Here is a 22,781-nt window from a genome sequence, read left to right as displayed (position 1 = left end):
TCACTCTTCCAAAGGCTCGACCACGGCCAGCTCGACGCCTTCCTGGACGATATCGCCGACCTTGCATTTGACGGACTTCAGCACGCCGGCATAGGGCGCCCGCAGCGTCTGCTCCATCTTCATCACTTCCAGCGTCAGGATCGGTGCGCCCTTCTCGAGCTTGGCACCCACCTCCGCCAGCACGGCGACGACCGTGCCCGGCAATGGCGCCGCGATCTTGTCCGCGCCGGTCTGCTCCTCGGTCTCGCCGCCGAACGGATCGACCAAATGCAGATCAAAGCGGCCGTTGCGCGTGCGCAAATACAGCTCGTGGCCGTCGATCACGGCCGCGACCGACGTTTTTACGCCGTCAAGCGTCAGGTCGAAGCCGCCGTCCCGGGGCGCGATCGCAAACGCCAGCTCGCGTCCGCCGATCACCAGCGTCGATGGTCCGCTGCCATAATTCAGCGTGACCTTCTGCTCGGGCCCATGACTGACACCATGACCGGCGCGAAACGCAAAGTTGCGCTGGCGGCGGCCGACCGGCATCCAGCCAAAGGTCTGCCACGGCGAATTTGCGTCGCCTTGCGCAGCCTGCCGCTCGTCGTTGATCACAGCGGCGACGGCGGCGCAGAGCTCGAGCTCTCCGGGTGCCGGCGAGGCTTGCGTCAGAACCGCCAGCTCGCGTTCGATGAAGCCGGTGTCGATCGCATTCGCCCGCACCTTCGGATGCGTTATCAGGGCCGAGAGGAACGGGATGTTGGTGACGATGCCGCGGACGTCGGACTCTTCCAGACCGCGGTTCAGCCGCTCGATCGCGACATCCCGCGTCGGCGCCCAGGCGATCATTTTTGCCAGCATGGCATCGTAATACGGCGACACCGTATCGCCCTCGCGATAGCCGGCGTCGATGCGCAAGCCGCCGGTCTCGGCGGGCATCCGCCATGTCGAGAGCTTTCCGACCGACGGCATGAAATTCTTGGTCGGGTTTTCCGCGTAGACGCGTGCCTCGACCGCATGGCCGTTGAAGCGGATCTCGTCCTGCTTCAAGGGGAGCGCCTCGCCGAAGGCGACCCGCAGCTGCCATTCGACCAGATCGATCCCGGTGATCAGCTCGGTCACGGGATGCTCGACCTGGAGACGGGTGTTCATCTCGATGAAGAACACGTCCTTGCCGTCGGAGACGAACTCGATGGTGCCGGCGCCGACATAGTTGACGGCCCCCGCCGCCTTTCGCGCCGCGGCGCACACCGCCTCGCGCTGCGCAGGATTGAGCGTCGGCGACGGCGCTTCCTCGATCACCTTCTGGTGCCGGCGCTGCAACGTGCATTCGCGCTCGAACAGCGACACCAGATTGCCGTGGCTGTCGCCGATCACCTGCACCTCGATGTGCCGCGGGTTATCGACATATTTCTCGATCAGCATGCGATCGTCGCCGAACGCGGCTTTTGCTTCCCGCTTGGCGCTGACGATCGCAGGCGCGAGCTCGTCCGCCGAGCGCACGATGCGCATGCCGCGGCCGCCGCCGCCGGCGGAGGCCTTCACCAGGATGGGAAAACCGACGTTGTCCGCGGCCTTCGCCAGCGTTGCATCGTCCTGGGCCTCGCCGTGATAGCCGGGCACCAGCGGCACGCCGGCCTTCTCCATCAGCGCCTTGGAGCCGGATTTCGAGCCCATCGCCGTCATCATCCCGGCGGTGGGGCCGACGAAGACGAGCCCTGCATCGAAGCACGCCTGCGCGAATTCGGCATTCTCCGACAGGAAGCCGTAGCCGGGATGTATCGCCTCCGCGCCGGTCTTGCGCGCGGCCTCGATCAGCCGCTCGACATTGAGATAGCTGTCGCGGGCGCGTGCGGGCCCGAGCAGCACGGCTTCGTCGGCGAGCGCGACATGCATCGCGTCCCGGTCGGCCTCGGAATAGACGGCGACCGTGCGCAGGCCCATAGCGCGCGCGGTGCGGATGACGCGGCAGGCGATCTCGCCGCGGTTGGCGATCAGGAGCGTGCGAAAACGGCGGTAGAGCTTTGAGCGGTCCATCGCATTACATCCTGAACAGGCCGAATTTCGTCGGTTCGATCGGCGCATTCGACGCCGCCGAGAGGCCAAGGCCGAGCACGAGGCGCGTGTCGGCCGGGTCAATCACGCCGTCGTCCCAGAGCCGCGCGGTCGCATAATATGGATGCCCCTGGCTCTCGTATTGCGCGCGGATCGGGTTGCGGAATGTCTCTTCGTCTTCTTTGGACCAACTATCGCCCTTGGCCTCGATATTGTCGCGGCGGACCTGGCTCAGCACCATCGAGGCCTGCTCGCCGCCCATTACCGAGATGCGCGCGTTCGGCCACATCCACAGGAAGCGCGGGCTATAGGCGCGGCCGCACATGCCGTAATTGCCGGCGCCGTAGGAGCCGCCGATCACCACGGTGAATTTCGGCACCGACGCGGTCGCGACCGCGGTCACGAGTTTCGCACCATCACGCGCGATGCCACCCGCTTCGTACTTTTTGCCGACCATGAAGCCGGTGATGTTCTGCAGGAACACCAGGGGAATGCCGCGCTGGCAGCACAGCTCGATGAAATGTGCGCCCTTCAGCGAACTTTCACTGAAGAGAATGCCGTTATTGGCGATGATGCCGACCGGAAAACCCCAGATGTGGGCGAAGCCGCACACCAGCGTCGTGCCATAGAGCTTCTTGAATTCGTCGAACTCGGAACCATCGACGACGCGCGCGATGATGTCGCGCACGTCAAAGGGCTTGCGTCCGTCGACGGGCACCACGCCGTAGATCTCTTCTGCCGCAAACAGCGGATCGCGCGACGGATGCATGTTAAGGTTCGGCCGCACGGATGGCTTGAACGTGCCGACGATGCGGCGGGCAATGCCGATCGCGTGCGCATCGTTCTGGGCGTAATGATCGGTCACCCCGGACTGGCGCGAATGCACGTCGGCGCCGCCGAGCTCCTCGGCGCTCACGACTTCGCCGGTCGCGGCCTTCACCAGCGGCGGCCCGCCTAGGAAGATGGTGCCTTGATTGCGCACGATGATGCTCTCGTCCGACATCGCCGGCACATAAGCGCCGCCTGCGGTGCAGGAGCCCATCACGATCGCGATCTGCGGGATGCCTTGCGAGGACATCTGCGCCTGGTTGTAGAAGATGCGGCCGAAATGCCGCTCGTCCGGAAAGATCTCGTCCTGCAGCGGCAGGAAGGCACCGCCGGAATCGACCATGTAGACGCAGGGAAGATTATTCTGCCGCGCCACGTCCTGCGCGCGCAGATGCTTCTTCACGGTCATGGGATAATAAGTGCCGCCCTTGATAGTTGCGTCGTTGGCGACGATCACGCATTCGCGGCCCGAGATGCGCCCCAACCCCGTCACGACGCTCGCCGAATGCACGTCGCCGCCATAGAGGCCATAGGCCGCAAGCGGCGACAGCTCCATGAACGCGGTGCCGGGATCGACCAAGAGGTCGACGCGCTCGCGCGCCAGCATCTTGCCGCGCGACGTGTGGCGGTTGCGCGAAACCTCGCCGCCGCCACCCGCGACCTGGCTCAGCTTTTCGCGCAAGTCGGCGACGAGGCTGCGCATGGCCTCGGAATTGCGCGCAAAGTCTGATGAAGACGTATCGATGCTGGAATGGAGCGGCATGTTGATTCCAATTTCGTGAAGGTTTTAAGCCGTCTCGGCCATCAGTTCTCGACCGATCAGCATGCGGCGCACTTCCGAGGTGCCCGCGCCGATCTCGTAGAGCTTGGCGTCGCGCCACAGACGGCCGACCGGAAATTCGCTGGTGTAGCCGACGCCGCCCAGCGCCTGGATCGCCTCGCCCGCCATCCACGTCGCCTTTTCGGCCGAATAGAGGATTGCGGCAGCGGAATCCTTGCGCAGGGTGCGCGCATGATCGGTGCGGTCGCAGGCGCGACCGACGGCGTAGACATAGGCGCGCGTGGCCTGCCAGGTCGAATACATGTCGGCGAGCTTGCCCTGCATCAGCTGGAAGTCGCCGATCGGCTGCCCGAACTGCTTGCGCTCATGCATGTAGGGCACCACTGCGTCCATGCAGGCTGCCATGATGCCGAGCGGGCCACCGGAGAGCACCGCGCGCTCGTAGTCGAGGCCGGACATCAGAACTTTGACACCTCCACCGACCTCACCCAGCACATTCTCTGCCGGCACCTCGCACTCGTCGAAGAACAGCGGATAGGTGTTGGAGCCGCGCATGCCCAGCTTGTCGAGATGCGGGCCGTGGGTGAAACCCTTGAAGCCCTTCTCGATGAGGAACGCGGTCATGCCGCGCGGGCCGGCCTCCGGATCGGTCTTGGCATAGACCACCAGCACGTCGGCATCGCCGCCATTGGTAATCCACATCTTTGAGCCGTTGAGCACATAGCGGTCGCCGCGCTTGTCGGCGCGCAGCTTCATCGAGACGACGTCGGAGCCGGCGCCCGGCTCGGACATCGCGAGCGCGCCGACGTACTCACCGGAGATCAGCTTCGGCAGGTAGCGCTGCCGCTGCGCGTCGGTGCCATTGCGGCGGATCTGGTTGACGCAAAGGTTGGAATGGGCGCCATAGGACAACCCCACGGCAGCCGAGCCGCGCGAAATCTCCTCCATGGCGACGATATGGGCGAGATAGCCCATGTTGGAGCCGCCATATTGCTCCGGCGCGGTCATGCCGAGCAGGCCGAGGTCCCCGAGGCGCTTCCAGAGGTCCGCCGGGAACAGATTGGCTTTCTCGATGTCGGCGGCGCGCGGGGCGATCTCCGCCTCCACGAAAGCGCGCAGCGTGTCGCGCAGCATGCCGATGTCTTCGCCCAGATCGAAATCGATGCTCGGGATGTTCAAGGCGATTCCTCCGTGTTTTGGGGACCGAACCTAGCGGCATCAGGGCCCTTCTGCGGTCGAAAAGGTTGCATTTTCCGCCAAACTTGGCGAGGATTTTCCCGAAGGATTTCCGATGCCCTTTCAAGTCGCAACCGCGATCCCGCGCCGCGCCGTGACCCCTGCCGCCTTCGTCCGCGGCGTCGTTGCCGCTTACGAACGCTACGGCCGTGATCCGACCGAGGCGCTGAGCCGGGGTCAGGTAGCGCCAGACCTGGTCAATTCTCCGGGTGGCCGGGTCACAGCCGGCCAATTCGAGGCCCTGGCGGGCCATGCGATGCGCGAGCTCGATGACGAGGCGCTCGGCTGGTTCTCGCGGCGCCTGCCCTTCGGCACCTATGGCATGCTCTGCCGCGCTTCGATCACGGCCCCGACGCTGGAGGTCGCGCTCAAGCGCTGGTGCCGGCATCATCGCCTCCTCACCGAGGACGTGCTGCTCGATCTCGCGGTCGGCGAGGAAACCGCGGTCGTCTCCATCCGCGAACTGCGCGACCTCGGACCGTTGCGCGAATTCTGCCTGGTCACCCTGCTCCGCTATGTCCTGGGTTTCTCCTGCTGGGCGATCGATTCCAGAATTGCGCTCCGCGCCGCGGAATTCCCTTACTCGGAGCCGGGCCATGTCTCGGTCTATCCGACCATCTTTTGCCGGACCATCCGCTTCGATGCGGACCACGCCTGCATCATCTTCGACAAGCATTATCTCTCGCTGCCGCTCACGCGCAGCGCCAGTGATCTCGACAACATGCTCAAGGGTGCGCTGCGGCTGACCGTGCTGCCCTATCGGCGCGACCGGCTGCTGGTCGAGCGCGTCCGCCGCGTGCTTCGCAATGCGCGCGGACGCAGTCTCGGCGCCGAGGATGTTGCGAGAGAACTCGCGCTCTCCACCCGCACCATGCATCGGCGCCTGCGCGAGGAGGCAACCTCGCTGCGCGATCTCAAGGAAGAGGCAAAGTTAGAGCTCGCCAAGCAAGAGCTGATGCGCGGGCGCACCCCGATCAAGCGGATCGCGGAGATCGCCGGCTTCCGCAACGAAAAGAGCTTTTCCCGCGCCTTCCGCACGTGGACCGGCGCGTCCCCACGCGAGTTTCGCGGCCGGTACCGGTGAGACGCGGGCGTTATGGTTCGAGACGCGCCGCGAGGCGGCGCTCCTCACCAGGTTCTGACATTTCGCCGCCAAACAAGGCCTCATCCCGAGGAGCCCGCGCAAAGCGGGCGTCTCGAAGGATGCGCCACGAGGTATTTATTCGCCACGCTTCAGTGCGCAGAACCGCGGACTGTCATGCTGCCTATCCCGCCGCCGCGATCCCCTGCAGCGGCAACGGCACGTCCTTCGCGACGCCCAGCACGGGGAAGCTGCGGACGTTCTTCACGTTGGGCATCGCGGCGAAATGCAGCAGCTGCTGGCGCATGCTCTCGACGCTCGGCGCCACGCATTTGAGAAGATAGTCGGTGTCGCCCGAAATCCGCCAGCACTGCTGGATGCGCGGGATCGCTGATATCGAGTTCTCGAACGCCGCCAGCACCGGCTGCGCCTGGCTGCCGAGCTGGATCGAGACGAACGACACCACCTCGTAGCCGAGCAGCCGCTCGTCGATGACGGCGCGCACCGCCCGGATCACGCCGCGGCTGAACAGCGATTTCAGCCGCCGCAGGCAATTCGGCGCGGACACGCCGACGCGCAGCGCCAGCTCGTTGTTGCGAACCCGCCCGTCCTGCTGCAACTCGGCTAGTATCTTCAAGTCGACGCCGTCGAGCTGATCACGCCCCGCCATACCCACCTCGCCACGAGCCCGTCATGCACGTCAGCGAAGCACGCGGCGAAATTGGTGCCAAGAGGCCGCACGGTGGAAGAATCCGCGTCGTGGCCGGGCACAGCTGTCCGAAGGACGCCGTCGCTTCCGCTCGCCTATGCCCCGGGCATCCAAGCTTTTGCGCGGGTGCTAAAACGTGGATGCCCGGGACAAGCCCGGGCACGACGAGAGTCTTGGGCGCGTCGACCGCCCCTCAATGCGTCCAGGGCTCGCCGCGGCGGAACGAGAAATTGTCGGAATAAGCAACCGGCCGGCGCACCGACTCCTTGGGCTCGATCACCTGGTAGGCGATGCCCTTGCGCTCACAATAGGCGACGGCCTCTTCCTTGCTGTGGAAGTGCAGCGTGATCTGCTGCTTCATGTCGCCGGACGAGGTCCAGCCCATCAGCGGCTCGACCGCGCGCGGCTGCTCGGGCTCGTAGTCGAGCTGCCATTCCTTGGTCTTCGACCGGCCGGATTGCATCGCGTTCTTGGCGGGCTTGAAAATGCGTGCGGTCATGGATGGTCCGGGCCTCTTGTTCGTCTTTTCGTTCGATTTCGATGCGTCACGGTAGCAGTTGGTGGAAACCGCGGGCATAGTATAGAGACGCCTTTTGGGAACTGAATCGGTGATTCCGGCCCCCGGGGTGGCTCGCCGACGGGTATAGTCATTATGCTGCACCGTGACAATTGCGTACCCGCGTTCCGCGCCGGGATCCCGCCCGGCGCTACTGCCTCGCTGACATCAGCCTGTCTGTCCCCTCCGAAAGCTCCCGTCGCATGGCCTTCCTGAACATCAACGCCACGCTCCCCGAGAAGGGCCGTGACCTCAGGCTCGACCTGTTTCGCGGCATCGCGAACTGGGCGATCTTCCTCGACCATATCCCCGACAACGTGGTGAACTGGATCACGACCCGCAACTACGGCTTTTCCGACGCCGCCGACCTGTTCGTCTTCATCTCCGGCTACACCGCCTCCTTCGTCTATGCCCGGATGATGCTCGAGCGTGGCTTCCTCGTCGGCGCCACGAGGCTGACCAAGCGGGTCTGGCAGCTCTACGTCGCCCACATCATCCTGTTCGTGATCTACATCGCCTCGATCAGCTATCTGGCGCTGCGCTTCGGCGATTCCGAGATGATCAACGAGTTCAACGTCGCCGGTCTCGTCGACAACGCCACCGAGACGCTGCGCCAGGGCCTGTTCCTGCGCTTCAAGCCGCTCAATCTCGACGTGCTGCCACTCTACATCGTGTTGATGGGGCTGTTTCCGCCGGTGCTCTGGTTCATGCTGCGCAAGCCTGACCTGACGATGGTCCTGTCCATCGCGCTGTGGCTGACCGCGCGCCATTTCGGCTTGAACTTGAACGCCTATCCGGCCGGCCAGTGGTACTTCAACCCCTATTGCTGGCAGGTGCTGTTCGTGTTCGGCGCCTGGTGCGCCATGGGCGGCGCGCGGCGCTCGATGACGCTGATCAACGCGCCGATCACGTTGTGGCTGTGTCTTGGTTACATGCTGTTCGCGCTGGTCATGACCATGGCCGGCCGCTTCCCGACCCTCGCCGGCATGTTCCCGGAATGGCTGTTCTCGGCGTTCAACCCGAACGACAAGACCAACCTCGCGCCCTACCGCTTCATCCACTTCGTCGTGATCGTGATCCTGGTGATCCGCTTCGTGCCGAAGGACTGGCCGGGCCTGGAATGGAAAGGGTTCGATCCGATCATCGTCTGCGGCCAGCAATCGCTCGCCGTGTTCTGCGTCGGCGTGTTCCTGTCCTTCGTCGGCCATTTCGAGTTGTCGATGAGCTCGGGCTCGCTGTTCGCGCAGATCTTCGTCAGCGTCGCCGGCATCGCGATCATGACGACGGTGGCCTATTACATCTCGTGGTCGAAGAAGCAGGACAAGCCGCTGAAGCCGCCGCCGCCCAAGCCGGCAGCCGCAACGGCAAAGGCTACCTGAAGGGGCGGCAGCGATACCGCGCCGGTCAGCAGCAATGCCGTTCAGGCCGCCGCTTCGCTGTCGAACTCGGTGAATCTCTTGTAGATCCAGTCGCGGCCGTCATGGCGGCGCCAGACCCTGCCGTAAACGAGCTGCCCGTTGATCGACCGGCGCGGCACAAGCACGGTCCAGAGGTGCCAGATCTCCGTCCAGCTCGCCTGCGGACCGACGGTTCGGAGGTTGCGATCGAAAGACATGATGCAGAACTCACAGGATACGAGCGCCGCGACGAACTGTGATCTCGTGTGAACACGAATTTCGGGCAGTCCGTCGCGCGCCGGTACCGATCTGATAACGATCGCCAAGCCTGCTGCAACAATCGCTCGTCCTTAACCTAACCGATCAACCTTACTTCTCGGGACGGAGCAGCAAGACAGGTTGAAAGCCGGCGCCAATTTTTCTAGAATGAACAAACGATTTGAGAATGAGCGCGCCGTTTTGAGAGCGCGCAGTGATTTTAAGCCGACATAAATTTTGAGAAACATAGATGGGCTGGGGCGACCACGATGAATTTGCAATGTGCATGCCTGCGCCTGGCGCTGCAATCGACGCCGCTTCCGCTGTTCGCGAAGACGCCGGAGCAAGAGCCGCGGAAGGCCGCCAACGACAATCAATTGGTCTGGCCGTTCCTGCCGTTTCCGCTCGGCTGGTACGCCACGAACTGAACCTTCGAAAAGCGCAACGCCGCGCAAGCGGAATATCATCGCTTGGCGGCGTCCGTTAGGCATTGGGCGCTGAAATCCCCCAACACTCGTATGTCTATCGCGACGCTCAAAGGTTCGACGAAATCTTGCGAATTTCTGCGCGGCCACTTCGCCCCAATGCCTTGAAAAATCGCGCAGAAGTCGCGTTGCGCAGAGAATGAGCGCCAAGGGTTTGGAGGGAGCTCAAAAGCCTCCGCAAGCGCAGGACGTCAGCGCCCGCCGCATTGGCCTATTTTGCTTTGTCCCCGTTGCCGAGCTTGTCCAGGGCATCGACCATCCGTCCAGATTTTCGGAGCGCCCGTTCGCTGTCCGCTTAGTCCGGTAACTGTGTTCCATCGCTTCGAGGTCGTAGCGCGTGAAGATGTCCGTGGCCGTTTCCAGCGCCACCCGATATCGCTCCGCCAGTTCGAGATATTGCCCTCTCGGTGACATGGTCATTCATGACCAGCTCCCGCTTCTCACCGTTTGACGATCACAGGTGCCTGATTTGCGGGAACCGGAACCATCATTGTACGTTGGGCGCGAGTTCATTGGCTGGAGTATGACCATGGCGCCACGACGCAGGATCATCCAATCCTCCCCACTCGAAGTACGGCTTACCGAGGAAGCGAAGCGACTTCGCGAGAAAGCCAACACACTTCCACCGGGCGCTGCCCGCGAGGCACTGATCCGCAAGGCCCGACAAGCTGAAACCGGCTCGCACATGAGCGAGTGGCTGGCGTCTCCCGGCCTGCAGGCGCCTGAATAGGACCTCCGCCGCGCTCGTGATACGTTAGCTGCCATCAGCGACCACGGTATCGGGCGCCGCTGACCGAGAGACGCCATAGCGCTCCCCCGCCTGCTAGCAGGGAGTGCTTGTGTGACAGAGCAATTCAGTCCCAAGACCCAGGAATTGTTGGACCGCGCTCAACGCGCGATAGACAAGGCCATTGCACTTCGCAAATTGAGCCGCAGGCAGCGATCAGATGCCGAGCGAAAAACGTTCGAGCTTGAAATGACGATGTATCGTGAGCGGGCGCAACAGCTGCAAAATAAGAACTAGGGCTGCGGGGCTTGACGGCGGTTGCGGTGCCGGAGGTCTGATCGGCCGCGTGGCAACATCAGCACGACATCGACGAGCCCGCGCGCATGGAGCGCATCTGCCTGGATCTGGCGGAGGAGAGCACTCTGTCCCTTGAGCGCGTCGCCCTGATCGAGATGCCGGCCGGTACGGTGCCGCGGCAGCCGAGCCCGCAAGCCCGCTAAGCGTTCAGACTTTCCATGGTCTTCCCAATCCAAATTACTGGGAAGATCGGGCTTTGCATTTCTGCCGTAAGTACTTGAAATCGCTGGTCGGGGCAGCTGGATTCGAACCAACGACCTGCAGTACCCAAAACTGCCGCGCTACCAGGCTGCGCTATACCCCGAATGTCCGGCGAGCCCCGTCGATACACGCTTCCCAAAGCGCCAGCAAGCTTTCCAAGGCGCCCCCGCAAGCTTCCTAAAAAGACCGCCAGGGACGGGGGCAATAACCCCTTCCCACCTACTTGCTACCGAACAGCGGGTGGCCGACGCGATCGCCGGCGCGGATGCCGTATTTTTGCGCCGTCCCCGCCACCACCTCCAGAACGGCGCGCGCGGGCCCCCTGGATGAGATGATCCTGGTCGACATCGGCTCGGTATTTTCGGCGATGCGCAGGATGCGGCCGTCGGCGCGAATGAAGATCATGTCGAGCGAGACATAGGTGTTCTTCATCCACATCGAGACTTCCTGCTCGGGATTGAAGTCGAACAGCATGCCTTTGCCGTCGGCCAGTTCCTTGCGGTACATCAGGCCAGTCTGCTTCTCCTCCTCCGTCGTCGCGATTTCGACCGAGAACACCTGCACACCGTTTTTGGTGACGATCTCGAGCGGCTGGAAGCTGGCGGCGCGGACGGGTGCGCTCGCGACGGCACAGCCGGCGACGACGAGGATGGCGGCAAGCCAGCCCTTCGCAACGGCGAAGACGGCCTTTCGATCGAAATTCATGGACGGCACTCGAGGCGTGGGACTGGGCCAGTCCTTACGCGGCGGTCGCCGGAAAAGCCAGAGGCGCGCCGGTCGGCCAGCGCGCCTCTGCTCACGATCGCGGGAATTGGAATTAGTGGGACGAGACCGGCGACCCCGTCTCGGGATGGATCTCGGCCGCCATCATGCCCTTGGAGCCGGGCCCGAAGCGGACCAGGACATACTGGCCGGGCCGCAGTTCGGTCATGCCGAAGCGGCGCAGTGTCTCCATGTGCACGAAGATGTCGGGCGTGCCCTCGCCGCAGGTCAGGAAGCCGAAACCGCGCAGCCGGTTGAACCATTTGACCTGGGCCCGCTCCAGCCCGCTGGTCGCGGTGACCGAGACATGGGTGCGCGGCGGCAGCATCTGCGCCGGATGGATCGCGGTCGATTCGTCCATCGAAACCACGCGGAAGGCCTGGTAGCCCTTGGCGCGCTGGATGCACTCGACGACGATGCGGGCGCCCTCGTAAGCGGTCTGGAAGCCGTCACGCCTAAGCACAGTAACGTGCAGGAGCACGTCGGGCCAGCCATTGTCGGGAACGATGAAGCCGTAGCCCTTTGAGGCGTCGAACCATTTGATAACGCCGTGAACCGCGACGAGGTTGGCGCTGCCCTCACCAAGTTCGGTGAAGGGACTGAGCGCGCTGTCGCGACCGCCACCGCCGTGTTCGCCCACGGAGGGAACTCCGACCTTCTTGGACTCAAATCCGTCCGACGACCCCATAACCCCGGACCCCACACATGCCATGCGACCACCTCAATGGCGGCGCCGAATCACGCGTCTTTAGAGAATCTTCCCAACAGAGAATCTTCTCAACTCGACGCGACGCGAATCTTTCGACTCAAAAGATAACACTCCCGGTTGCGACGCATAGACAAAAAAGAGATTCGCCGGAACCTATGAACAGCTTGCACGGCCGCGAATCAAACTACCGCCTCAATTAGCGACAAAGGGCCCGAGCGTTTCGCCGATGTCGTGGCGGATCACGAGGTCGGCGATATCGTCCTGCTCGGTCGGCTCCCGGTTGATGATCACCAGACGTGCACCTGATCTCTTCGCCATCATCGGAAAGCCCGCGGCCGGCCATACCACCAGCGAGGAACCGGTCGCGATGAAGAGGTCGCAGGCTTGCGACAAAGCGGTTGCACGCTGCATTTCGTCCTCGGGCATCATCTGGCCGAAGGAGATCGTGGCAGTCTTCACCGGCTCGTCGCACGCGGTGCAGTTGGGCGCGGCGCCCGCCTCGTCGAAGCGGAGCTTCACCCAGTCGAGCGGATAGGCCTGCCCGCACCCGATGCAGCGCGCATACGTGGTGTTGCCGTGAAGTTCGATCACGTGCTCTGCGGCGAAGCCCGAGGCCTGGTGCAGATTGTCGATATTCTGGGTGATGATCGCGGGAACCTTGCCGGCGCGGTAGAGCGAGGCGAGCGCGCGATGGCCGCGGCCAGGCTTGGCGGCCGCGAAGACCTCCTCCATCGCAAAGCGCCGGCGCCAGGATTCGTCACGCGCCTCCGGGCTGGCGACGAACTCATCGAACGGGATCGGACGGTTGCGCGTCCAAATTCCGCCCGGCGAGCGGAAGTCGGGGATGCCGCATTCGGTCGAGATGCCGGCGCCGGTGAACGGCACGATCCGTTCGGCCTCGGCGATCATGTCGCCGAGACGTTCGACGCCGCTGCGAATATCCGATGCAATCAACGCCGCCTCCCGTTTGTTTTGCCTTTTTGTTTTGCCGGTTTGTTTTACTGATTAATTTTGCTGATTTGTTTTTGCGCTAGCTGCAATGTGCGCAAGCGACAAGACTGTTGACGCTCTTATCCACTGCCCCGCAAGCGTGGCCGGCAAATTCTTTCCGCCCTTCGCATATCACAATCCTGCAATGCCTCCTCCCCATTGACGCCCCAATCAGAAGCGCCAATGCATATGTTGACGCGACTCAACGCGATTGCGGCGGCAGTGCTTGAGTTCAGGAGTGTACACATACTCCACGTGTAGAGGGGATTTGACATGACCGAGGACGAACAACGCAAAATCCGCGAACGCGAAGAGATCGCCGCCCGTGTCGCCGCCTTCCGTGCCACGCAGGAAAAATTCAAGCGCGAGCGTGAAGAGTATTTCGTGTCGACGCTCGACAATGCCCGCAAGGTGGAGCGGCCCTCGCTCTGGCCGTAAGACACCAGATCACCATCCATGAAAAAAGCCCGGAGCATTGCCCCGGGCTTTTTATTTGGTCCAGCCGTTACCAGTGACGGTAATAATGGTGGCGGCGATAGTACGGTCCACCGCCATAATAGGCGTACGGGCCAGGGCCGTAACCATAGGCCGGGCGACCATAGTAGCCATACCCCGGGCCGTAGCCGTAGCCGTAAGGACGGGACGCTGCGACAGCGCCCGCGGTGATAGCGCCGGCAGCCAAGCCAAACGCGAGGCCCGGGCCGATGCCGCGACCACGCGCCTCGGCGGGCGCAGGCGCAGCAATCGCGGTCACGCCGACGGCCGCAACGGTAGCCAAAATTGCCAATGTCTTCTTCATGATCTCCTCCGTGATATTCGCCGAGGCAACGCCGCCGCCGCGCGATGGTTGCGCGCAGGCTGCGGAACTCAGCGCCGTCAAAAAGTTACGAAACGAGGGGAACGAAATCGATCGGGCGCGATTGCACCTGCAAGTGCGGAAGCCTCCGCTATCCGGTTGAGGCAACAGCACGAAGACCCCCGTCAGTATCTTCGCGATGCTGGCGGGGTTTTCAGTTTCACGGGAGGCAAATGGCAGCGGACGATCATTGCTGCCAAGGGGCGGATGATCGAGGAGGAAAAAATGCCAATATCCGCGCTGCTGGCCCGAATTCGCAGGCTCCTTCCCGGATCCGGCAACGAGCATTACGACGAGATCGTCCGCAATTTCGGTGTCGGCACGCTGCGTCCGCCGCCGACGCCAATGAGCGACGGCGAGCTGGCGCGGGCCATTGCCGAGTTTCTGAAAGAGACACCGTCGAGCTCATCCGTGGCGACCCTAGGCCGGCGGATCGACCCCTCCTCGCCGCTCTGACGCCACTCTCGAACGGGAACTCTCGCAGGCCCGGAACGGGGGGCGCATACGCACGTTGAGCTTGCCTTCACGACAGGAGACACGACATGCCCGTTTGGCTTGAAGTTCTAGTCAACCTGTCCGGCTATGCCGGCTTCGTGGCGCTCGCAAACCGCGGTGTCGCGTATCCGGATAGTTCCGTCGACGAGCGCTAGTTGGCGTGCGGCGCCTGGCCTGCCGTGCGCATCAGCCTGTCAGCCTTGACCGCAACGCGCGTGTCTTCGAGCTGCGGGCGCAGCGAGAAGCTGATCACCACGAAAGCGAGACAGAACAGCGTGCCGACCATGGCGACGCGCCGGTAGGTGTGGCGGTCGCCTTGATAAAAGGACGGTTCTGAAAATGGTGTCATGAATTCGTTCTTGGCAAAATTGGTTCTTGGCAAAGTCGTTGCCTGTCTTCGCCGGACAGACCTATCCCAAGTAGAGGCAAGCGCAACGCGATTGGGTTTTTAACCTAACCGAATAGGGTTATCGGCTTTCCGGCAAGCTTCCGTTAGGAGTTTGCGAAGCGTCTTTAGAACTCGCCGAGCCGCTTCAAGCTGGCGCGAAACCCGAGGCTGCGATGGCCTGCGACCAGCACGGTGCCGAACACCTCGGCCGCGTCGTCGCTGAACGTCCCGGAGAAGCCGCTCGTCGCCTCCTCGCCGCCGAACAGCGGCCGGGTGAGGCCATCGGCGAACGGCGTATGCTGGTTGGTGGCAAGCTCGCCCTTCCAAGTGCCGTCCTTCGAAGGGCCGTTTTTCGACGTGCCGCGGCCGATCGTGTAGGAGCCACGCGACCAGAAGTAAGGGCCGCCACCGAGCAGCACGCCGTCCCGCAAGATCAGCACGCCGCTGTCGCCGCCCTTCACGCCGTCGAGCATGTGGATGTGGATGGAATAAAGCCCGTTCTTCATGTTGCGTCCGCCGCGGGAGCAACGATAGCGCCGGACAGGGAGAGCGTCGAGACGATGATGAGAGGATTCGCGCGTTTGCCGACCGGCTTTGTTCCAGCTTCGCCCGCCTTTCGTTCTCAAAGAACGAATCGGAATAGACGAAACCACACGGGGCAAGCCCTTAACAATTCGTTTGCACGCAAATGAGCGCACCATCGCAAACGAGCGCTCGATCTGATTTCGATCGCGGCGACACCTGCGGCACCGACGACCTGCGTTTGCGCAAGCGCGGATGCCGGTCGTGCGAAAACCCTTTTGCGATCTCGGCGAACATCTCGAGAAACCAGCACGCATCCATGTCGCGTCTCCCTCGCCTTATCTTTGTAACGAGGACGCAAGGACCGGACTGTGCGAAGAATCACGCTGGCTTGGCTTGGAGACGCGTGTCCCGCATCGATACAGAACCATGGCTTGTTCTGCATCCGACTCCATTTCGTTCGCAAAGAACGAATCGGAGTCGAGAAAATCAGCGCAAAACAATTCCTAACGATCAGTGAAGTCGGGCGCAGTTGCCCGTGATCAGCGAAATAGCGCGACGTTCGTCACGCCGCTCGCTTCGCTGAATCCTTCTCCGAAAACTCCTTCTCCGAAAAGCAGTCGAGGATCTGGATGCGGAGCTCTTCCGCGGCCGGGCCCTCGAGCTTCCTGAGTTGATTCCAGAGCCTGATCACTTCGCGTTGTTTCTCGACGGTCATGGGCACACCTCCAAAAGAGATGAGTCACTAGAACAAAATAAGAACAACAAGTCCAGTCCCCTCCCCGCGAAATTCGCCGGGCACATTGCCTTGAACCATCCATCGCGCTGGCGCGGTTGCTTTTTGGAGTTTCAACCTTAGGTTCGAGAGACGGCTGGCGGCCAGGCGCTGAAATCCCAACGCCGTCAGCCACGAGAGCCCCGTGCGCGAGCGCGGGGTTTTTCTTGCGGGAACGCAGTTCGGCCCTCCCCGTTGCCCTCTCCGGAGCGAGGGACCGTGATCAGAAAATACTACGCCGTCGAGGTGGTGCGTCAGATCGAGGAAACCGTGGAGATCATGGTCGAGGCGCCGGACGAGACCAGTGCACACCATGCAGCGCTTGCGCACCTGAAGGCGCGCGGCTCCGAATATCAGTGGCTCAATCCCAAATGCGATTTCGTCGTCTGGCGCGAGCGCCAGGTCGATACGCCGGCGATCATCGACGTGTCGACAAAGCCGGAGTAGCGGCCGGAACGTTTGTCCCGCTTCACGTTGTCCTGGCGAATTCAGTGGTGCTGGCGGCGTGTCGCGACGCGGCCGTCCAGCTCGAAGAGCCCCGGTCCGAAGGTCCGGGGTTTTTTCTTTGACGGCTCCGTCAGACCGGCAAATTGTCGGTCATCCCCGGCGGCACTTCGCCTTGCTCGCGCCGCTCGGCGAGCAGCTCCTTCTCGGCCTCGTACCAGAAGGTGTCCATCGTCCCCGCAGGCTCGCCGGCCTCTTTCCAGAGGTGATAGGCGCGGTTTCGAATCTCTTCCTCGCTTAAGCTGGCCATAGGGTTTCCTCCCTGTCGGAAGCAAAGCCTGACACAGCCCGAGAGTTCCTTCCAGCCCGCGCCATCATACGGCGCTCGTTGCGGCGCCTCGCGAAGCAAGCCGCCGCAACGAAAATGCCAGCGCCTTGGACGGCGCTCCTTTTAGACGGAGTGCTTTTGGGACGGAGTGCTCTTTAAACGGAGTCCTTGGCCACCTTCAGCGGCGAGGCCTTCACCGACTTGCTCGCCGGCTTCGCCGCGAACTGCATCGGCTCCTTGGTGAAGGGATTGACGCCCATGCGGGCTTCGGTCGCAGGCTTGTTCACCACCGACATCTTCGCGAAGCCGGGAATGACGAACTCGCCGGATTCGTTGAGCTCTTTATAGCCAACCGTCGCCATGTACTCGATGACCGACTTCACGTCGTTCTTCGACAGCTGCGTGCCCTCGGCAATTGCATCAATCAATTGGGTCTTCGTCATCTTCGCCATGTCTGAATTTCCTTCTGTGCGCGCGAGCAGGCTTTGCTCAGGAGGCGGTCCGACCGCGCAACGCGCTTCTGATTCATGCCAACTTTCATGAAGTGACGGGGCTTAGAACCCATCGAGGCCTAAAACGCAAGCAGGGGTTCTGCGGGGGGCCCGGACGCCCCCGAAAAGATGCCGCAGCTAGCGCCGCTACTGGATTGAACCATTCGCCGGCTGAGGCGTCTAACTCTTTGAAGTCCCCAAGCTTCACCCCATCAGAGAGCCCCGCTTTCCCCCAGGCGGGGCTTTCGCCTTTTCCGGGACCGGCGGCGTCATGCCGATCAGGCCGGACCCGAGCTCTGCGCCCGAGCCACGCGGACGACCATCACAAGGCAGGTTCTCTTTTCAGGCCATCTCCTGCATAATGGGGCATGGCAAAAACAAAAGTGACCTTCAAAACCGTCCGCATTGCAGACAACGACTGGAAAATCCTGGCGGATTACCCGGGCAGCGAACAGCGCGAAATCAAGGGCTTCACCAGCAAGGCAGATGCCGACGACTGGATCAACGGAGATCGCAAGATCGCGTGGCTCCGCTCCCAAGGGTACGCCAAGTGAACTGCGCATCAAGTGACCTGCGCATCAGGTGACCTGCCTCGCGGAGTCATCTCGTCGTGAAACCTGTGTCTGGGCATGCCCCGTTGAGACTTCAGTAACCTAACCCCGCCAAGCTCCTCGCAGTATCGTTGCGTTGGAGTACCCCACAGTGCTGGATTTTAACGAGCTGCGTGAACTCGCGGCTGACGTTCGCGTGTTTGTCGACATTGCCGAAGACAAGGCCGAAGCGCTTCGCGCCGTCATCGCGGCCTATGACGTGGTGCTGGCGATCTTCCCGTCCGAACAGGGCATGGGCCTCCACGTCATCAAGGGCGGCGAGATCCTGGACCAGATTGCAAAATCACGAACCCATGTGATGTACAGCCACACGGCCATCGCGGTTCCCGACCTGGAGCACGCAGAGGTGCTCAAGCAACTGACGTCTCCCGTCACGCAACGGATCGCAGCCTAGCTGCAGACGAGAATTTCTTTGGTCCGGAACGCCCGGTTTAGGAACCGGGCTTCTGCGCTCCCGTTGGCGCACACAACCAACCAGGAGTTTGAGATGAAGAAGCTTATCATTGCGACCGCCGCCCTCGGCCTCATGTGCGGCTCCGCCTTTGCCCAGACCCAGACCGGCCCCGCTGCGCAGACCGACAACATGCAGAAGCCCGGCATGTCCAACTCGAACAAGGGCACGATGACCAGAGGCACGACCGGCATGACCCATGACCGTATGAACAAGGGCGGAATGGTGAGGCCCGACGCCTCCGGCCAGGGTGGCTCCGGCCCCGGCAGCGACCAGGGCGGCACCAAGACCCGCAGCAACATGAAGTAAGCCAGGCTCCTGCACGGCTTGCCTTTCGGCCGCGTCGCTTTCCAGAAGGCGGCGCGGCCGTTTCATGACGAGAGTCTGATCATAACGAGGATCTGATGTCTCGCCGCAAAACCGACCTCATCCTGAGGGCCCGCCGCAGGCGGGCGTCTCGAAGGATGGGCCCACGAGCGGGCTATCCACAGTCTTTCTTCAGACCCGATAGCTCACGTTCGAAGCTTGCGAAACCTGTCGAGCGAAGCCGCGTTGTCCAACGCACTGCCGGGTGACAACCGGACGCAATGGCTGCTAGAGCGCTCCGCTTGTTGTATGGTCGGATGTTTCTCGTGAGGGGCTGATGAAAATTGCCATTGTTATCGCCGGCTTGATCGTTGTTGTTGCTGCCGCCCTCGTGGCGATCCAGCCGAGCTTCTGGAAGCCTGCGTCGCTGGCACTCGTGAAGAAGTCCGACATCCTCGGCTTTTCACCCGGATGACAGTCGACGAAGCGAACAAGCTCATCACTCAACGCCGCTACCGCTGCCGCCAGCTTCGCGATTCCTACGTCCTCGAATGCGCAGTCGATGGCGCCAAGGTCACGATCAACAGCGACGAAATAGACGCCCAGCATCCCATCTGGCGCGTCAATGCGGAGTTGAACAATCCTGGCCCCCAGGGCGCTGCCGTCAAATCGATATCCGACCAATTCAACGCCCACCCAACCAAGGACGCCCGCGAGGAATGGATATGGACCGTCGGCCGTGGGCTGAAGCTGACCTACGACGGCAGCGCCTTGAAGCTCGTGGACGAGGCTGAGGATATCAGGCGTGGCAAGGAGGAAGCAAAGCGCGGGAGCGCGACGCCCGGATGCTCTTCAGTCACGGAACCGGTTGACGGCCCATATCGGCATCCACGATCCCAACACCATCACGATCGCAATGGCTATCACCAGGGCATATTTCAGTGGGTGTTGCGACGACGCGAGCGAACCTTCGAGGTGAAGGTACGGCAGCATTGCCTCCATGGCCATTCCGATCAGGGCAACCAGCTCGGGTGAAAACTTGTTCGTCGTCTTGCTCGTCATGGCTCCATCCTCTCAGGAGTTGAAGCCTCCGGCAAACCCGGGGCGGTTTATAACTCTTGAGAATTGTGTAAACGTCGGGCCGGGGTGAGCCTTGTGGGCCTAACTGCATACCCTCCTAGACCATCCTATCGCCGTTTGTGCGCAGGCTCGCAGGGAGTGCCCTCATCAGGCCATCATGCGTTACGTTGTGTGGAGACTTTGCATCCATGCACCTTCTTTCTGTTGTTGGCCTATGCACCGAAGAAACAGGCCGGGCGATAAGGGTGCATGATCACCGCCCACCGTGAAGCTTGCGGGCAGAAGTCGTATACAGCAAGCAAGAAAATGCAGGTCAGTCCTTCGGCTCGTATCGAAGTGCACCGAGAAACACCACGGCGAGAAACACACCTATGAAATAGGCATTGGCTTCACGCGGCAGCCCGGTTTTTTGCGAAACCTGCCAAACACTAAGCGCAGTGCTTCCGCTAAGAATGGCGGCCAGTGTGCAAACAGCCTTTATGCCTAGGCTCGGGGCGCGGCGGATGAACTCAGCGATCAGCCAGCCGATTGTCAGACCCAAGCATCCGGTTCCGAGAAATGTCCAACCATCGAGGGCGATCCACCAATCCCAATTCCAAAACTTCCACCAATTCCATTCCCAGAATTTCAACAACTCGCTCATCGCTATCCTCAATCTCAAAAGAGCCAGTGAAGTATACGATTTTATAGCGCAGGATTCTCTCCTACCAAAATCTCAAACCGTTTTTTAATGGAGCAATCATGCGACCGTGCCCTTGCGGCTCAGGTCTCTCATCTCATTGGGAGAACGATGCCTGCGGTATTCCCCTCACCCGCCTGTGCGAGAAATGCCGAGACGAGAAGCTTTCCCACTACCGACCGGAGGTTCTAACGAACCCCAACTAGCCAGCCGATGAGGACATCGAGTCCGATTAGGCCAACTCAGTCTCAGTGCGAATCTTCCCAGAGCAGCGACGAGCGGTACCGGCGTGTGAGGGACTTTGAAAACACGACGTAGTCTGATGACTTGCAATGTGCTGACGACTTCCCCCTCTCATCGGGGGGCTTTTATTTCTCTACGTGGTAGCCCCATGCATGGTTGGTGTGGATGAACTCGTTGCCACCCTCCCTGTCAGAGAGCTTCCCGGCAACGCGAAACCGCGTCGGCACCTTGTGAGCTTGGCGAACCGCTCGTGGAAAGCGCACTCTCAGATGCGTGGGAAACGGCTGCCCCTCGATGCACCGGACATGAATATCGCCGTGCAACCCGGAGCCGCTTTCATAATACGTCTCCACAATGATCTCCTGATAAAGCTCTTCCGGCTTGGCCATGATCGTCTCCAGCAAGGAATGCGCCTCCATACCATGCACCGCCCCGCAACATAAGGTGCGGTATACAACTTCCTGAATCATGCTGTGTCTCCACTCACCGCGAGACATCAACATGCTTGAGCGAATTTCATTCGCCCTCGTCAACAATCGTGGGCTGAGCTGCTGCCGGTTTGATGGACACCGAGATTGGGTGTTTTATCGAGCCGGAGGTAGGTCATGCAGAGACGGAAGTTCAGTCGAGAGTTCAAGATCGAAGCGGTCAGGCTTGTCGGTGAGCGAGGGGTGTCGAGCGGCGCAAGCAGGCCGCGACCTGGGCGTTCATGAGAACGTGCTGCGCAAGGTGAAGGAGTTCGGCTCCGACCCTGTGCAGGCCTTCCCCGGCCACGGGCAAATAAAGCCTGAACAATTGGCGATCGACCGGCTGCGGCGCGGGTCACCAAGCTGAAGGCGGAGCGGGATATCCTAAAAAAGGCCGCTGCCTACTCGCGAAGGAAGCGACATGAAGTTCGTCTTCATCGCGAAGCACCGGACCATCTGGCCGGTGGCATGGCCCATGGCTATGCGAAGCAATGGGCGTATCCCGGTCGGGCTTCCATGCCTGGCTGAATCGGTCCCCCACCGCCAGATCCCGGAGCGACGACGCCGTCGGCCAGCAGGTGAAGGCAAGCTTTGTTGCCAGTGACCGAACCTACGGCGCACGGCGTGTCTGGCGTGACCCGCTGGCCGACGGCGTCGAATGCGGTCTGCACCGGATCGAGCGGCTGATGCGCCTGCAAGCTTTGCGTGCGCGGCCACGGCGCCGGCGCCTGCCCAAGGACGAAGGCGATCGCCAGGTTGCAAACGTGCCGGCGAACCGTGGGATTAGCTTAACCAGCCGTCCATCGAACCGGCAGCAGCTCACCTTCCCCTCCCTGACGAAAGCGAGGGGCAGTGAGCAATAGAAAAGCCACGAACGGTTTTGCCTACGTTGGCCGCCTTCACGGAAAGAGAAAGGCGAAGAAGTCAAAGAAGAGAGCCAAGACCATACCGCCAACACACACCCTGCCCGCCATGCCGTCACTTGTGCAGGATGCCGAGGATGGTCACTCCGGTCTGAAGGAAAAACTTCCAATTGCGGGACAAGAAACGGCGGACGTGCAGTAATCGCGTACTCATAGGCATGCCTCATCGTGGCGCAAAACGGCATCGCGCAAGGTGATTGACAGGTTGCCTGAGGAGAGCGAGAACTTCCGTTGTTCGGGCGGAGACCTTCGGGATCTCCTCCAGGCGTCAGGTGGTGTTCTCGACAAACACCATCTGGCACCGAACATGGCGCAAGGCGTGACTCCGGCGCAAGAGTCCGCGGCCGTTTCCCCCAACCTGTGAACAGCTTCCACTTTCGCGCCGATTGCTTAGCAAACGCATTGACTTGCTTTGTGGATAAGGTCTTTTCGTACGGTTCGGCTTATGTGGATAACCCGATAAACCGGGGGATACCGTGCGGCCAGGGCTTATCGAAGCCCGTCCGCCTCCGGCGAACCTTACCCCTGCGCTCCGCCCAAGGGGCTTCCGGAGCGCTCTCGGCAAGACACGGGGCATCATCGAACACCGGGCCAGATTCGCCCATCAGAAC

30 protein-coding genes, 1 tRNA gene and 1 pseudogene are annotated in these 22,781 nt (G+C 61.9%); 12 read left to right on the top strand and 20 right to left on the bottom strand.

Translation table 11 applies throughout. The features are described 5' to 3' along the window. The 3 genes from IVB27_RS23945 to IVB27_RS23935 are packed head-to-tail and all read right to left on the bottom strand — an operon-like array spanning position 1 to position 4,777. Positions 1–2,016 (bottom strand): acetyl/propionyl/methylcrotonyl-CoA carboxylase subunit alpha, encoded by a 2,016-nt coding sequence (locus IVB27_RS23945; RefSeq protein WP_247445655.1) that lies wholly within the window; start codon positions 2,014–2,016, stop codon positions 1–3. Positions 2,017–2,020: 4 nt separating this feature from the next. Continuing rightward, positions 2,021–3,625, bottom strand: coding sequence for a carboxyl transferase domain-containing protein (locus tag IVB27_RS23940; RefSeq protein WP_247445654.1), 1,605 nt, complete (start codon positions 3,623–3,625; stop codon positions 2,021–2,023). 24 nt (positions 3,626–3,649) lie between these two features. Then, the gene (locus tag IVB27_RS23935) at positions 3,650–4,777 is read right to left on the bottom strand and encodes an isovaleryl-CoA dehydrogenase (RefSeq protein WP_276001465.1); all 1,128 of its coding nucleotides are present in this window, start codon (positions 4,775–4,777) and stop codon (positions 3,650–3,652) included. 157 nt (positions 4,778–4,934) lie between these two features. Between IVB27_RS23935 and IVB27_RS23930 the strand changes: the two genes are divergently transcribed. Continuing rightward, entirely contained in the window at positions 4,935–5,963 is a 1,029-nt protein-coding gene (locus IVB27_RS23930) for an AraC family transcriptional regulator (RefSeq protein WP_247445652.1), read from the top strand. 181 nt (positions 5,964–6,144) lie between these two features. Here the strand turns inward: IVB27_RS23930 and IVB27_RS23925 are convergent, their stop codons facing one another. Further along, a complete protein-coding gene (locus IVB27_RS23925) occupies positions 6,145–6,630 on the bottom strand; it encodes an Lrp/AsnC family transcriptional regulator (RefSeq protein ID WP_247445650.1) in 486 nt (161 codons plus the stop codon). Between the two features lie 232 nt (positions 6,631–6,862). Further along, positions 6,863–7,168, bottom strand: coding sequence for an ETC complex I subunit (locus IVB27_RS23920; RefSeq protein WP_247445649.1), 306 nt, complete (start codon positions 7,166–7,168; stop codon positions 6,863–6,865). Positions 7,169–7,428: 260 nt separating this feature from the next. On the opposite strand from IVB27_RS23920, the gene IVB27_RS23915 reads away from it, so the two are divergent. Next, a complete protein-coding gene (locus tag IVB27_RS23915) occupies positions 7,429–8,604 on the top strand; it encodes an OpgC domain-containing protein (RefSeq protein WP_247349093.1) in 1,176 nt (391 codons plus the stop codon). A 41-nt stretch (positions 8,605–8,645) separates the two neighbouring features. On the opposite strand, the gene IVB27_RS23910 is transcribed toward IVB27_RS23915, so the two are convergent. Further along, positions 8,646–8,840, bottom strand: coding sequence for a hypothetical protein (locus tag IVB27_RS23910; protein ID WP_247349094.1), 195 nt, complete (start codon positions 8,838–8,840; stop codon positions 8,646–8,648). A 309-nt stretch (positions 8,841–9,149) separates the two neighbouring features. Between IVB27_RS23910 and IVB27_RS23905 the strand changes: the two genes are divergently transcribed. Both IVB27_RS23905 and IVB27_RS23895 read left to right on the top strand, forming a co-directional pair. Next, positions 9,150–9,308 carry a hypothetical protein gene (locus IVB27_RS23905; RefSeq protein ID WP_247349095.1) on the top strand — a complete coding sequence of 53 codons (159 nt, stop codon included), beginning with the start codon at positions 9,150–9,152 and terminating at the stop codon, positions 9,306–9,308. 898 nt (positions 9,309–10,206) lie between these two features. Then, on the top strand, positions 10,207–10,389 hold the full coding sequence (locus IVB27_RS23895; protein WP_247349098.1) for a hypothetical protein: 183 nt from the start codon (positions 10,207–10,209) through the stop codon (positions 10,387–10,389). A gap of 287 nt (positions 10,390–10,676) precedes the next feature. Here IVB27_RS23895 and IVB27_RS23890 read toward each other — a convergent pair. The 4 genes from IVB27_RS23890 to IVB27_RS23875 all read right to left on the bottom strand — a co-directional run bounded on the left by IVB27_RS23890 (position 10,677) and on the right by IVB27_RS23875 (position 13,075). Then, positions 10,677–10,753: transfer RNA gene (locus tag IVB27_RS23890), tRNA-Pro, on the bottom strand. Between the two features lie 116 nt (positions 10,754–10,869). Then, the gene (locus IVB27_RS23885; RefSeq protein ID WP_247349099.1) at positions 10,870–11,355 is read right to left on the bottom strand and encodes a DUF192 domain-containing protein; all 486 of its coding nucleotides are present in this window, start codon (positions 11,353–11,355) and stop codon (positions 10,870–10,872) included. Between the two features lie 112 nt (positions 11,356–11,467). Beyond that, positions 11,468–12,100, bottom strand: coding sequence for a cold-shock protein (locus tag IVB27_RS23880; RefSeq protein WP_247349100.1), 633 nt, complete (start codon positions 12,098–12,100; stop codon positions 11,468–11,470). Positions 12,101–12,313: 213 nt separating this feature from the next. Beyond that, the gene (locus IVB27_RS23875) at positions 12,314–13,075 is read right to left on the bottom strand and encodes an SIR2 family NAD-dependent protein deacylase (RefSeq protein WP_247349101.1); all 762 of its coding nucleotides are present in this window, start codon (positions 13,073–13,075) and stop codon (positions 12,314–12,316) included. 309 nt (positions 13,076–13,384) lie between these two features. Between IVB27_RS23875 and IVB27_RS23870 the strand changes: the two genes are divergently transcribed. Next, positions 13,385–13,549 carry a hypothetical protein gene (locus tag IVB27_RS23870; protein ID WP_015686271.1) on the top strand — a complete coding sequence of 55 codons (165 nt, stop codon included), beginning with the start codon at positions 13,385–13,387 and terminating at the stop codon, positions 13,547–13,549. 67 nt (positions 13,550–13,616) lie between these two features. Here the strand turns inward: IVB27_RS23870 and IVB27_RS23865 are convergent, their stop codons facing one another. After that, positions 13,617–13,910 (bottom strand): hypothetical protein, encoded by a 294-nt coding sequence (locus tag IVB27_RS23865; RefSeq protein ID WP_247445647.1) that lies wholly within the window; start codon positions 13,908–13,910, stop codon positions 13,617–13,619. A gap of 282 nt (positions 13,911–14,192) precedes the next feature. On the opposite strand from IVB27_RS23865, the gene IVB27_RS23860 reads away from it, so the two are divergent. Next, the gene (locus IVB27_RS23860) at positions 14,193–14,423 is read left to right on the top strand and encodes a hypothetical protein (RefSeq protein WP_247349114.1); all 231 of its coding nucleotides are present in this window, start codon (positions 14,193–14,195) and stop codon (positions 14,421–14,423) included. Positions 14,424–14,613: 190 nt separating this feature from the next. Here the strand turns inward: IVB27_RS23860 and IVB27_RS23855 are convergent, their stop codons facing one another. The 3 genes from IVB27_RS23855 to IVB27_RS23845 form a co-directional block, all read right to left on the bottom strand. Then, on the bottom strand, positions 14,614–14,811 hold the full coding sequence (locus tag IVB27_RS23855; protein ID WP_247445646.1) for a hypothetical protein: 198 nt from the start codon (positions 14,809–14,811) through the stop codon (positions 14,614–14,616). 164 nt (positions 14,812–14,975) lie between these two features. Next, a complete protein-coding gene (locus IVB27_RS23850; RefSeq protein ID WP_247445645.1) occupies positions 14,976–15,356 on the bottom strand; it encodes a hypothetical protein in 381 nt (126 codons plus the stop codon). 581 nt (positions 15,357–15,937) lie between these two features. Further along, positions 15,938–16,090: a hypothetical protein gene (locus IVB27_RS23845; protein WP_247349106.1), complete on the bottom strand. Its 153-nt coding sequence runs from the start codon at positions 16,088–16,090 to the stop codon at positions 15,938–15,940. Between the two features lie 276 nt (positions 16,091–16,366). Here IVB27_RS23845 and IVB27_RS23840 point away from each other — a divergent pair, with 276 nt between their 5' ends. Continuing rightward, a complete protein-coding gene (locus IVB27_RS23840) occupies positions 16,367–16,594 on the top strand; it encodes a hypothetical protein (RefSeq protein WP_247349107.1) in 228 nt (75 codons plus the stop codon). A 130-nt stretch (positions 16,595–16,724) separates the two neighbouring features. On the opposite strand, the gene IVB27_RS23835 is transcribed toward IVB27_RS23840, so the two are convergent. Both IVB27_RS23835 and IVB27_RS23830 read right to left on the bottom strand, forming a co-directional pair. Further along, positions 16,725–16,901, bottom strand: coding sequence for a DUF2934 domain-containing protein (locus IVB27_RS23835; protein WP_247445644.1), 177 nt, complete (start codon positions 16,899–16,901; stop codon positions 16,725–16,727). A 173-nt stretch (positions 16,902–17,074) separates the two neighbouring features. Continuing rightward, positions 17,075–17,371 (bottom strand): HU family DNA-binding protein, encoded by a 297-nt coding sequence (locus tag IVB27_RS23830; protein ID WP_071914190.1) that lies wholly within the window; start codon positions 17,369–17,371, stop codon positions 17,075–17,077. Positions 17,372–17,778: 407 nt separating this feature from the next. Here IVB27_RS23830 and IVB27_RS23825 point away from each other — a divergent pair, with 407 nt between their 5' ends. From IVB27_RS23825 to IVB27_RS23815, 3 genes are all read left to right on the top strand, one after another. Continuing rightward, entirely contained in the window at positions 17,779–17,964 is a 186-nt protein-coding gene (locus IVB27_RS23825) for a hypothetical protein (protein WP_247349109.1), read from the top strand. 148 nt (positions 17,965–18,112) lie between these two features. Beyond that, positions 18,113–18,415, top strand: a complete 303-nt coding sequence (locus tag IVB27_RS23820; protein ID WP_247445643.1) for a hypothetical protein — start codon at positions 18,113–18,115, stop codon at positions 18,413–18,415. Positions 18,416–18,508: 93 nt separating this feature from the next. Beyond that, a complete protein-coding gene (locus IVB27_RS23815) occupies positions 18,509–18,781 on the top strand; it encodes a hypothetical protein (protein WP_247445642.1) in 273 nt (90 codons plus the stop codon). Positions 18,782–19,066: 285 nt separating this feature from the next. On the opposite strand, the gene IVB27_RS43330 is transcribed toward IVB27_RS23815, so the two are convergent. From IVB27_RS43330 to IVB27_RS23795, 4 genes are all read right to left on the bottom strand, one after another. Next, positions 19,067–19,387 carry a hypothetical protein gene (locus IVB27_RS43330; protein WP_345946912.1) on the bottom strand — a complete coding sequence of 107 codons (321 nt, stop codon included), beginning with the start codon at positions 19,385–19,387 and terminating at the stop codon, positions 19,067–19,069. A gap of 243 nt (positions 19,388–19,630) precedes the next feature. Beyond that, positions 19,631–19,840 (bottom strand): hypothetical protein, encoded by a 210-nt coding sequence (locus tag IVB27_RS23805; RefSeq protein WP_247445738.1) that lies wholly within the window; start codon positions 19,838–19,840, stop codon positions 19,631–19,633. 331 nt (positions 19,841–20,171) lie between these two features. Beyond that, positions 20,172–20,501: a hypothetical protein gene (locus tag IVB27_RS23800; protein ID WP_247445641.1), complete on the bottom strand. Its 330-nt coding sequence runs from the start codon at positions 20,499–20,501 to the stop codon at positions 20,172–20,174. A 404-nt stretch (positions 20,502–20,905) separates the two neighbouring features. Next, the gene (locus tag IVB27_RS23795) at positions 20,906–21,250 is read right to left on the bottom strand and encodes a hypothetical protein (protein ID WP_247445640.1); all 345 of its coding nucleotides are present in this window, start codon (positions 21,248–21,250) and stop codon (positions 20,906–20,908) included. Positions 21,251–21,385: 135 nt separating this feature from the next. Between IVB27_RS23795 and IVB27_RS23790 the strand changes: the two are divergent. Both IVB27_RS23790 and IVB27_RS23785 read left to right on the top strand, forming a co-directional pair. After that, positions 21,386–22,011 (top strand): annotated as a pseudogene (locus IVB27_RS23790) (IS3 family transposase); the annotation flags it as partial. An 88-nt stretch (positions 22,012–22,099) separates the two neighbouring features. After that, positions 22,100–22,312: a hypothetical protein gene (locus tag IVB27_RS23785; protein ID WP_247445639.1), complete on the top strand. Its 213-nt coding sequence runs from the start codon at positions 22,100–22,102 to the stop codon at positions 22,310–22,312. Positions 22,313–22,781: the final 469 nt, after the last annotated feature.

This window comes from Bradyrhizobium sp. 197, assembly GCF_023073375.1.
In the GTDB taxonomy this organism is placed as follows: domain Bacteria; phylum Pseudomonadota; class Alphaproteobacteria; order Rhizobiales; family Xanthobacteraceae; genus Bradyrhizobium.
The sequence above is the reverse complement of the archived record's forward strand: the minus strand, read 5'-3'. Positions and strand labels throughout refer to the sequence as shown.

What these genes read in the sequence shown, in the direction of transcription:
- IVB27_RS23945 (WP_247445655.1), bottom strand. Translation starts at nt 2,016, where the DNA reads ATGGACCGCTCAAAGCTCTACCGCCGTTTTCGCACGCTCCTGATCGCC.
- IVB27_RS23940 (WP_247445654.1), bottom strand. Translation starts at nt 3,625, where the DNA reads ATGCCGCTCCATTCCAGCATCGATACGTCTTCATCAGACTTTGCGCGC.
- IVB27_RS23935 (WP_276001465.1), bottom strand. Translation starts at nt 4,777, where the DNA reads ATGCTGCGCGACACGCTGCGCGCTTTCGTGGAGGCGGAGATCGCCCCG.
- IVB27_RS23930 (WP_247445652.1), top strand. Translation starts at nt 4,935, where the DNA reads ATGCCCTTTCAAGTCGCAACCGCGATCCCGCGCCGCGCCGTGACCCCT.
- IVB27_RS23925 (WP_247445650.1), bottom strand. Translation starts at nt 6,630, where the DNA reads ATGGCGGGGCGTGATCAGCTCGACGGCGTCGACTTGAAGATACTAGCC.
- IVB27_RS23920 (WP_247445649.1), bottom strand. Translation starts at nt 7,168, where the DNA reads ATGACCGCACGCATTTTCAAGCCCGCCAAGAACGCGATGCAATCCGGC.
- IVB27_RS23915 (WP_247349093.1), top strand. Translation starts at nt 7,429, where the DNA reads ATGGCCTTCCTGAACATCAACGCCACGCTCCCCGAGAAGGGCCGTGAC.
- IVB27_RS23910 (WP_247349094.1), bottom strand. Translation starts at nt 8,840, where the DNA reads ATGTCTTTCGATCGCAACCTCCGAACCGTCGGTCCGCAGGCGAGCTGG.
- IVB27_RS23905 (WP_247349095.1), top strand. Translation starts at nt 9,150, where the DNA reads ATGAATTTGCAATGTGCATGCCTGCGCCTGGCGCTGCAATCGACGCCG.
- IVB27_RS23885 (WP_247349099.1), bottom strand. Translation starts at nt 11,355, where the DNA reads ATGAATTTCGATCGAAAGGCCGTCTTCGCCGTTGCGAAGGGCTGGCTT.
- IVB27_RS23880 (WP_247349100.1), bottom strand. Translation starts at nt 12,100, where the DNA reads ATGGGGTCGTCGGACGGATTTGAGTCCAAGAAGGTCGGAGTTCCCTCC.
- IVB27_RS23870 (WP_015686271.1), top strand. Translation starts at nt 13,385, where the DNA reads ATGACCGAGGACGAACAACGCAAAATCCGCGAACGCGAAGAGATCGCC.
- IVB27_RS23865 (WP_247445647.1), bottom strand. Translation starts at nt 13,910, where the DNA reads ATGAAGAAGACATTGGCAATTTTGGCTACCGTTGCGGCCGTCGGCGTG.
- IVB27_RS23860 (WP_247349114.1), top strand. Translation starts at nt 14,193, where the DNA reads ATGCCAATATCCGCGCTGCTGGCCCGAATTCGCAGGCTCCTTCCCGGA.
- IVB27_RS23855 (WP_247445646.1), bottom strand. Translation starts at nt 14,811, where the DNA reads ATGACACCATTTTCAGAACCGTCCTTTTATCAAGGCGACCGCCACACC.
- IVB27_RS23850 (WP_247445645.1), bottom strand. Translation starts at nt 15,356, where the DNA reads ATGAAGAACGGGCTTTATTCCATCCACATCCACATGCTCGACGGCGTG.
- IVB27_RS23845 (WP_247349106.1), bottom strand. Translation starts at nt 16,090, where the DNA reads ATGACCGTCGAGAAACAACGCGAAGTGATCAGGCTCTGGAATCAACTC.
- IVB27_RS23835 (WP_247445644.1), bottom strand. Translation starts at nt 16,901, where the DNA reads ATGGCCAGCTTAAGCGAGGAAGAGATTCGAAACCGCGCCTATCACCTC.
- IVB27_RS23830 (WP_071914190.1), bottom strand. Translation starts at nt 17,371, where the DNA reads ATGGCGAAGATGACGAAGACCCAATTGATTGATGCAATTGCCGAGGGC.
- IVB27_RS23825 (WP_247349109.1), top strand. Translation starts at nt 17,779, where the DNA reads ATGGCAAAAACAAAAGTGACCTTCAAAACCGTCCGCATTGCAGACAAC.
- IVB27_RS23815 (WP_247445642.1), top strand. Translation starts at nt 18,509, where the DNA reads ATGAAGAAGCTTATCATTGCGACCGCCGCCCTCGGCCTCATGTGCGGC.
- IVB27_RS43330 (WP_345946912.1), bottom strand. Translation starts at nt 19,387, where the DNA reads ATGCTGGGCGTCTATTTCGTCGCTGTTGATCGTGACCTTGGCGCCATC.
- IVB27_RS23805 (WP_247445738.1), bottom strand. Translation starts at nt 19,840, where the DNA reads ATGACGAGCAAGACGACGAACAAGTTTTCACCCGAGCTGGTTGCCCTG.
- IVB27_RS23800 (WP_247445641.1), bottom strand. Translation starts at nt 20,501, where the DNA reads ATGAGCGAGTTGTTGAAATTCTGGGAATGGAATTGGTGGAAGTTTTGG.
- IVB27_RS23795 (WP_247445640.1), bottom strand. Translation starts at nt 21,250, where the DNA reads ATGATTCAGGAAGTTGTATACCGCACCTTATGTTGCGGGGCGGTGCAT.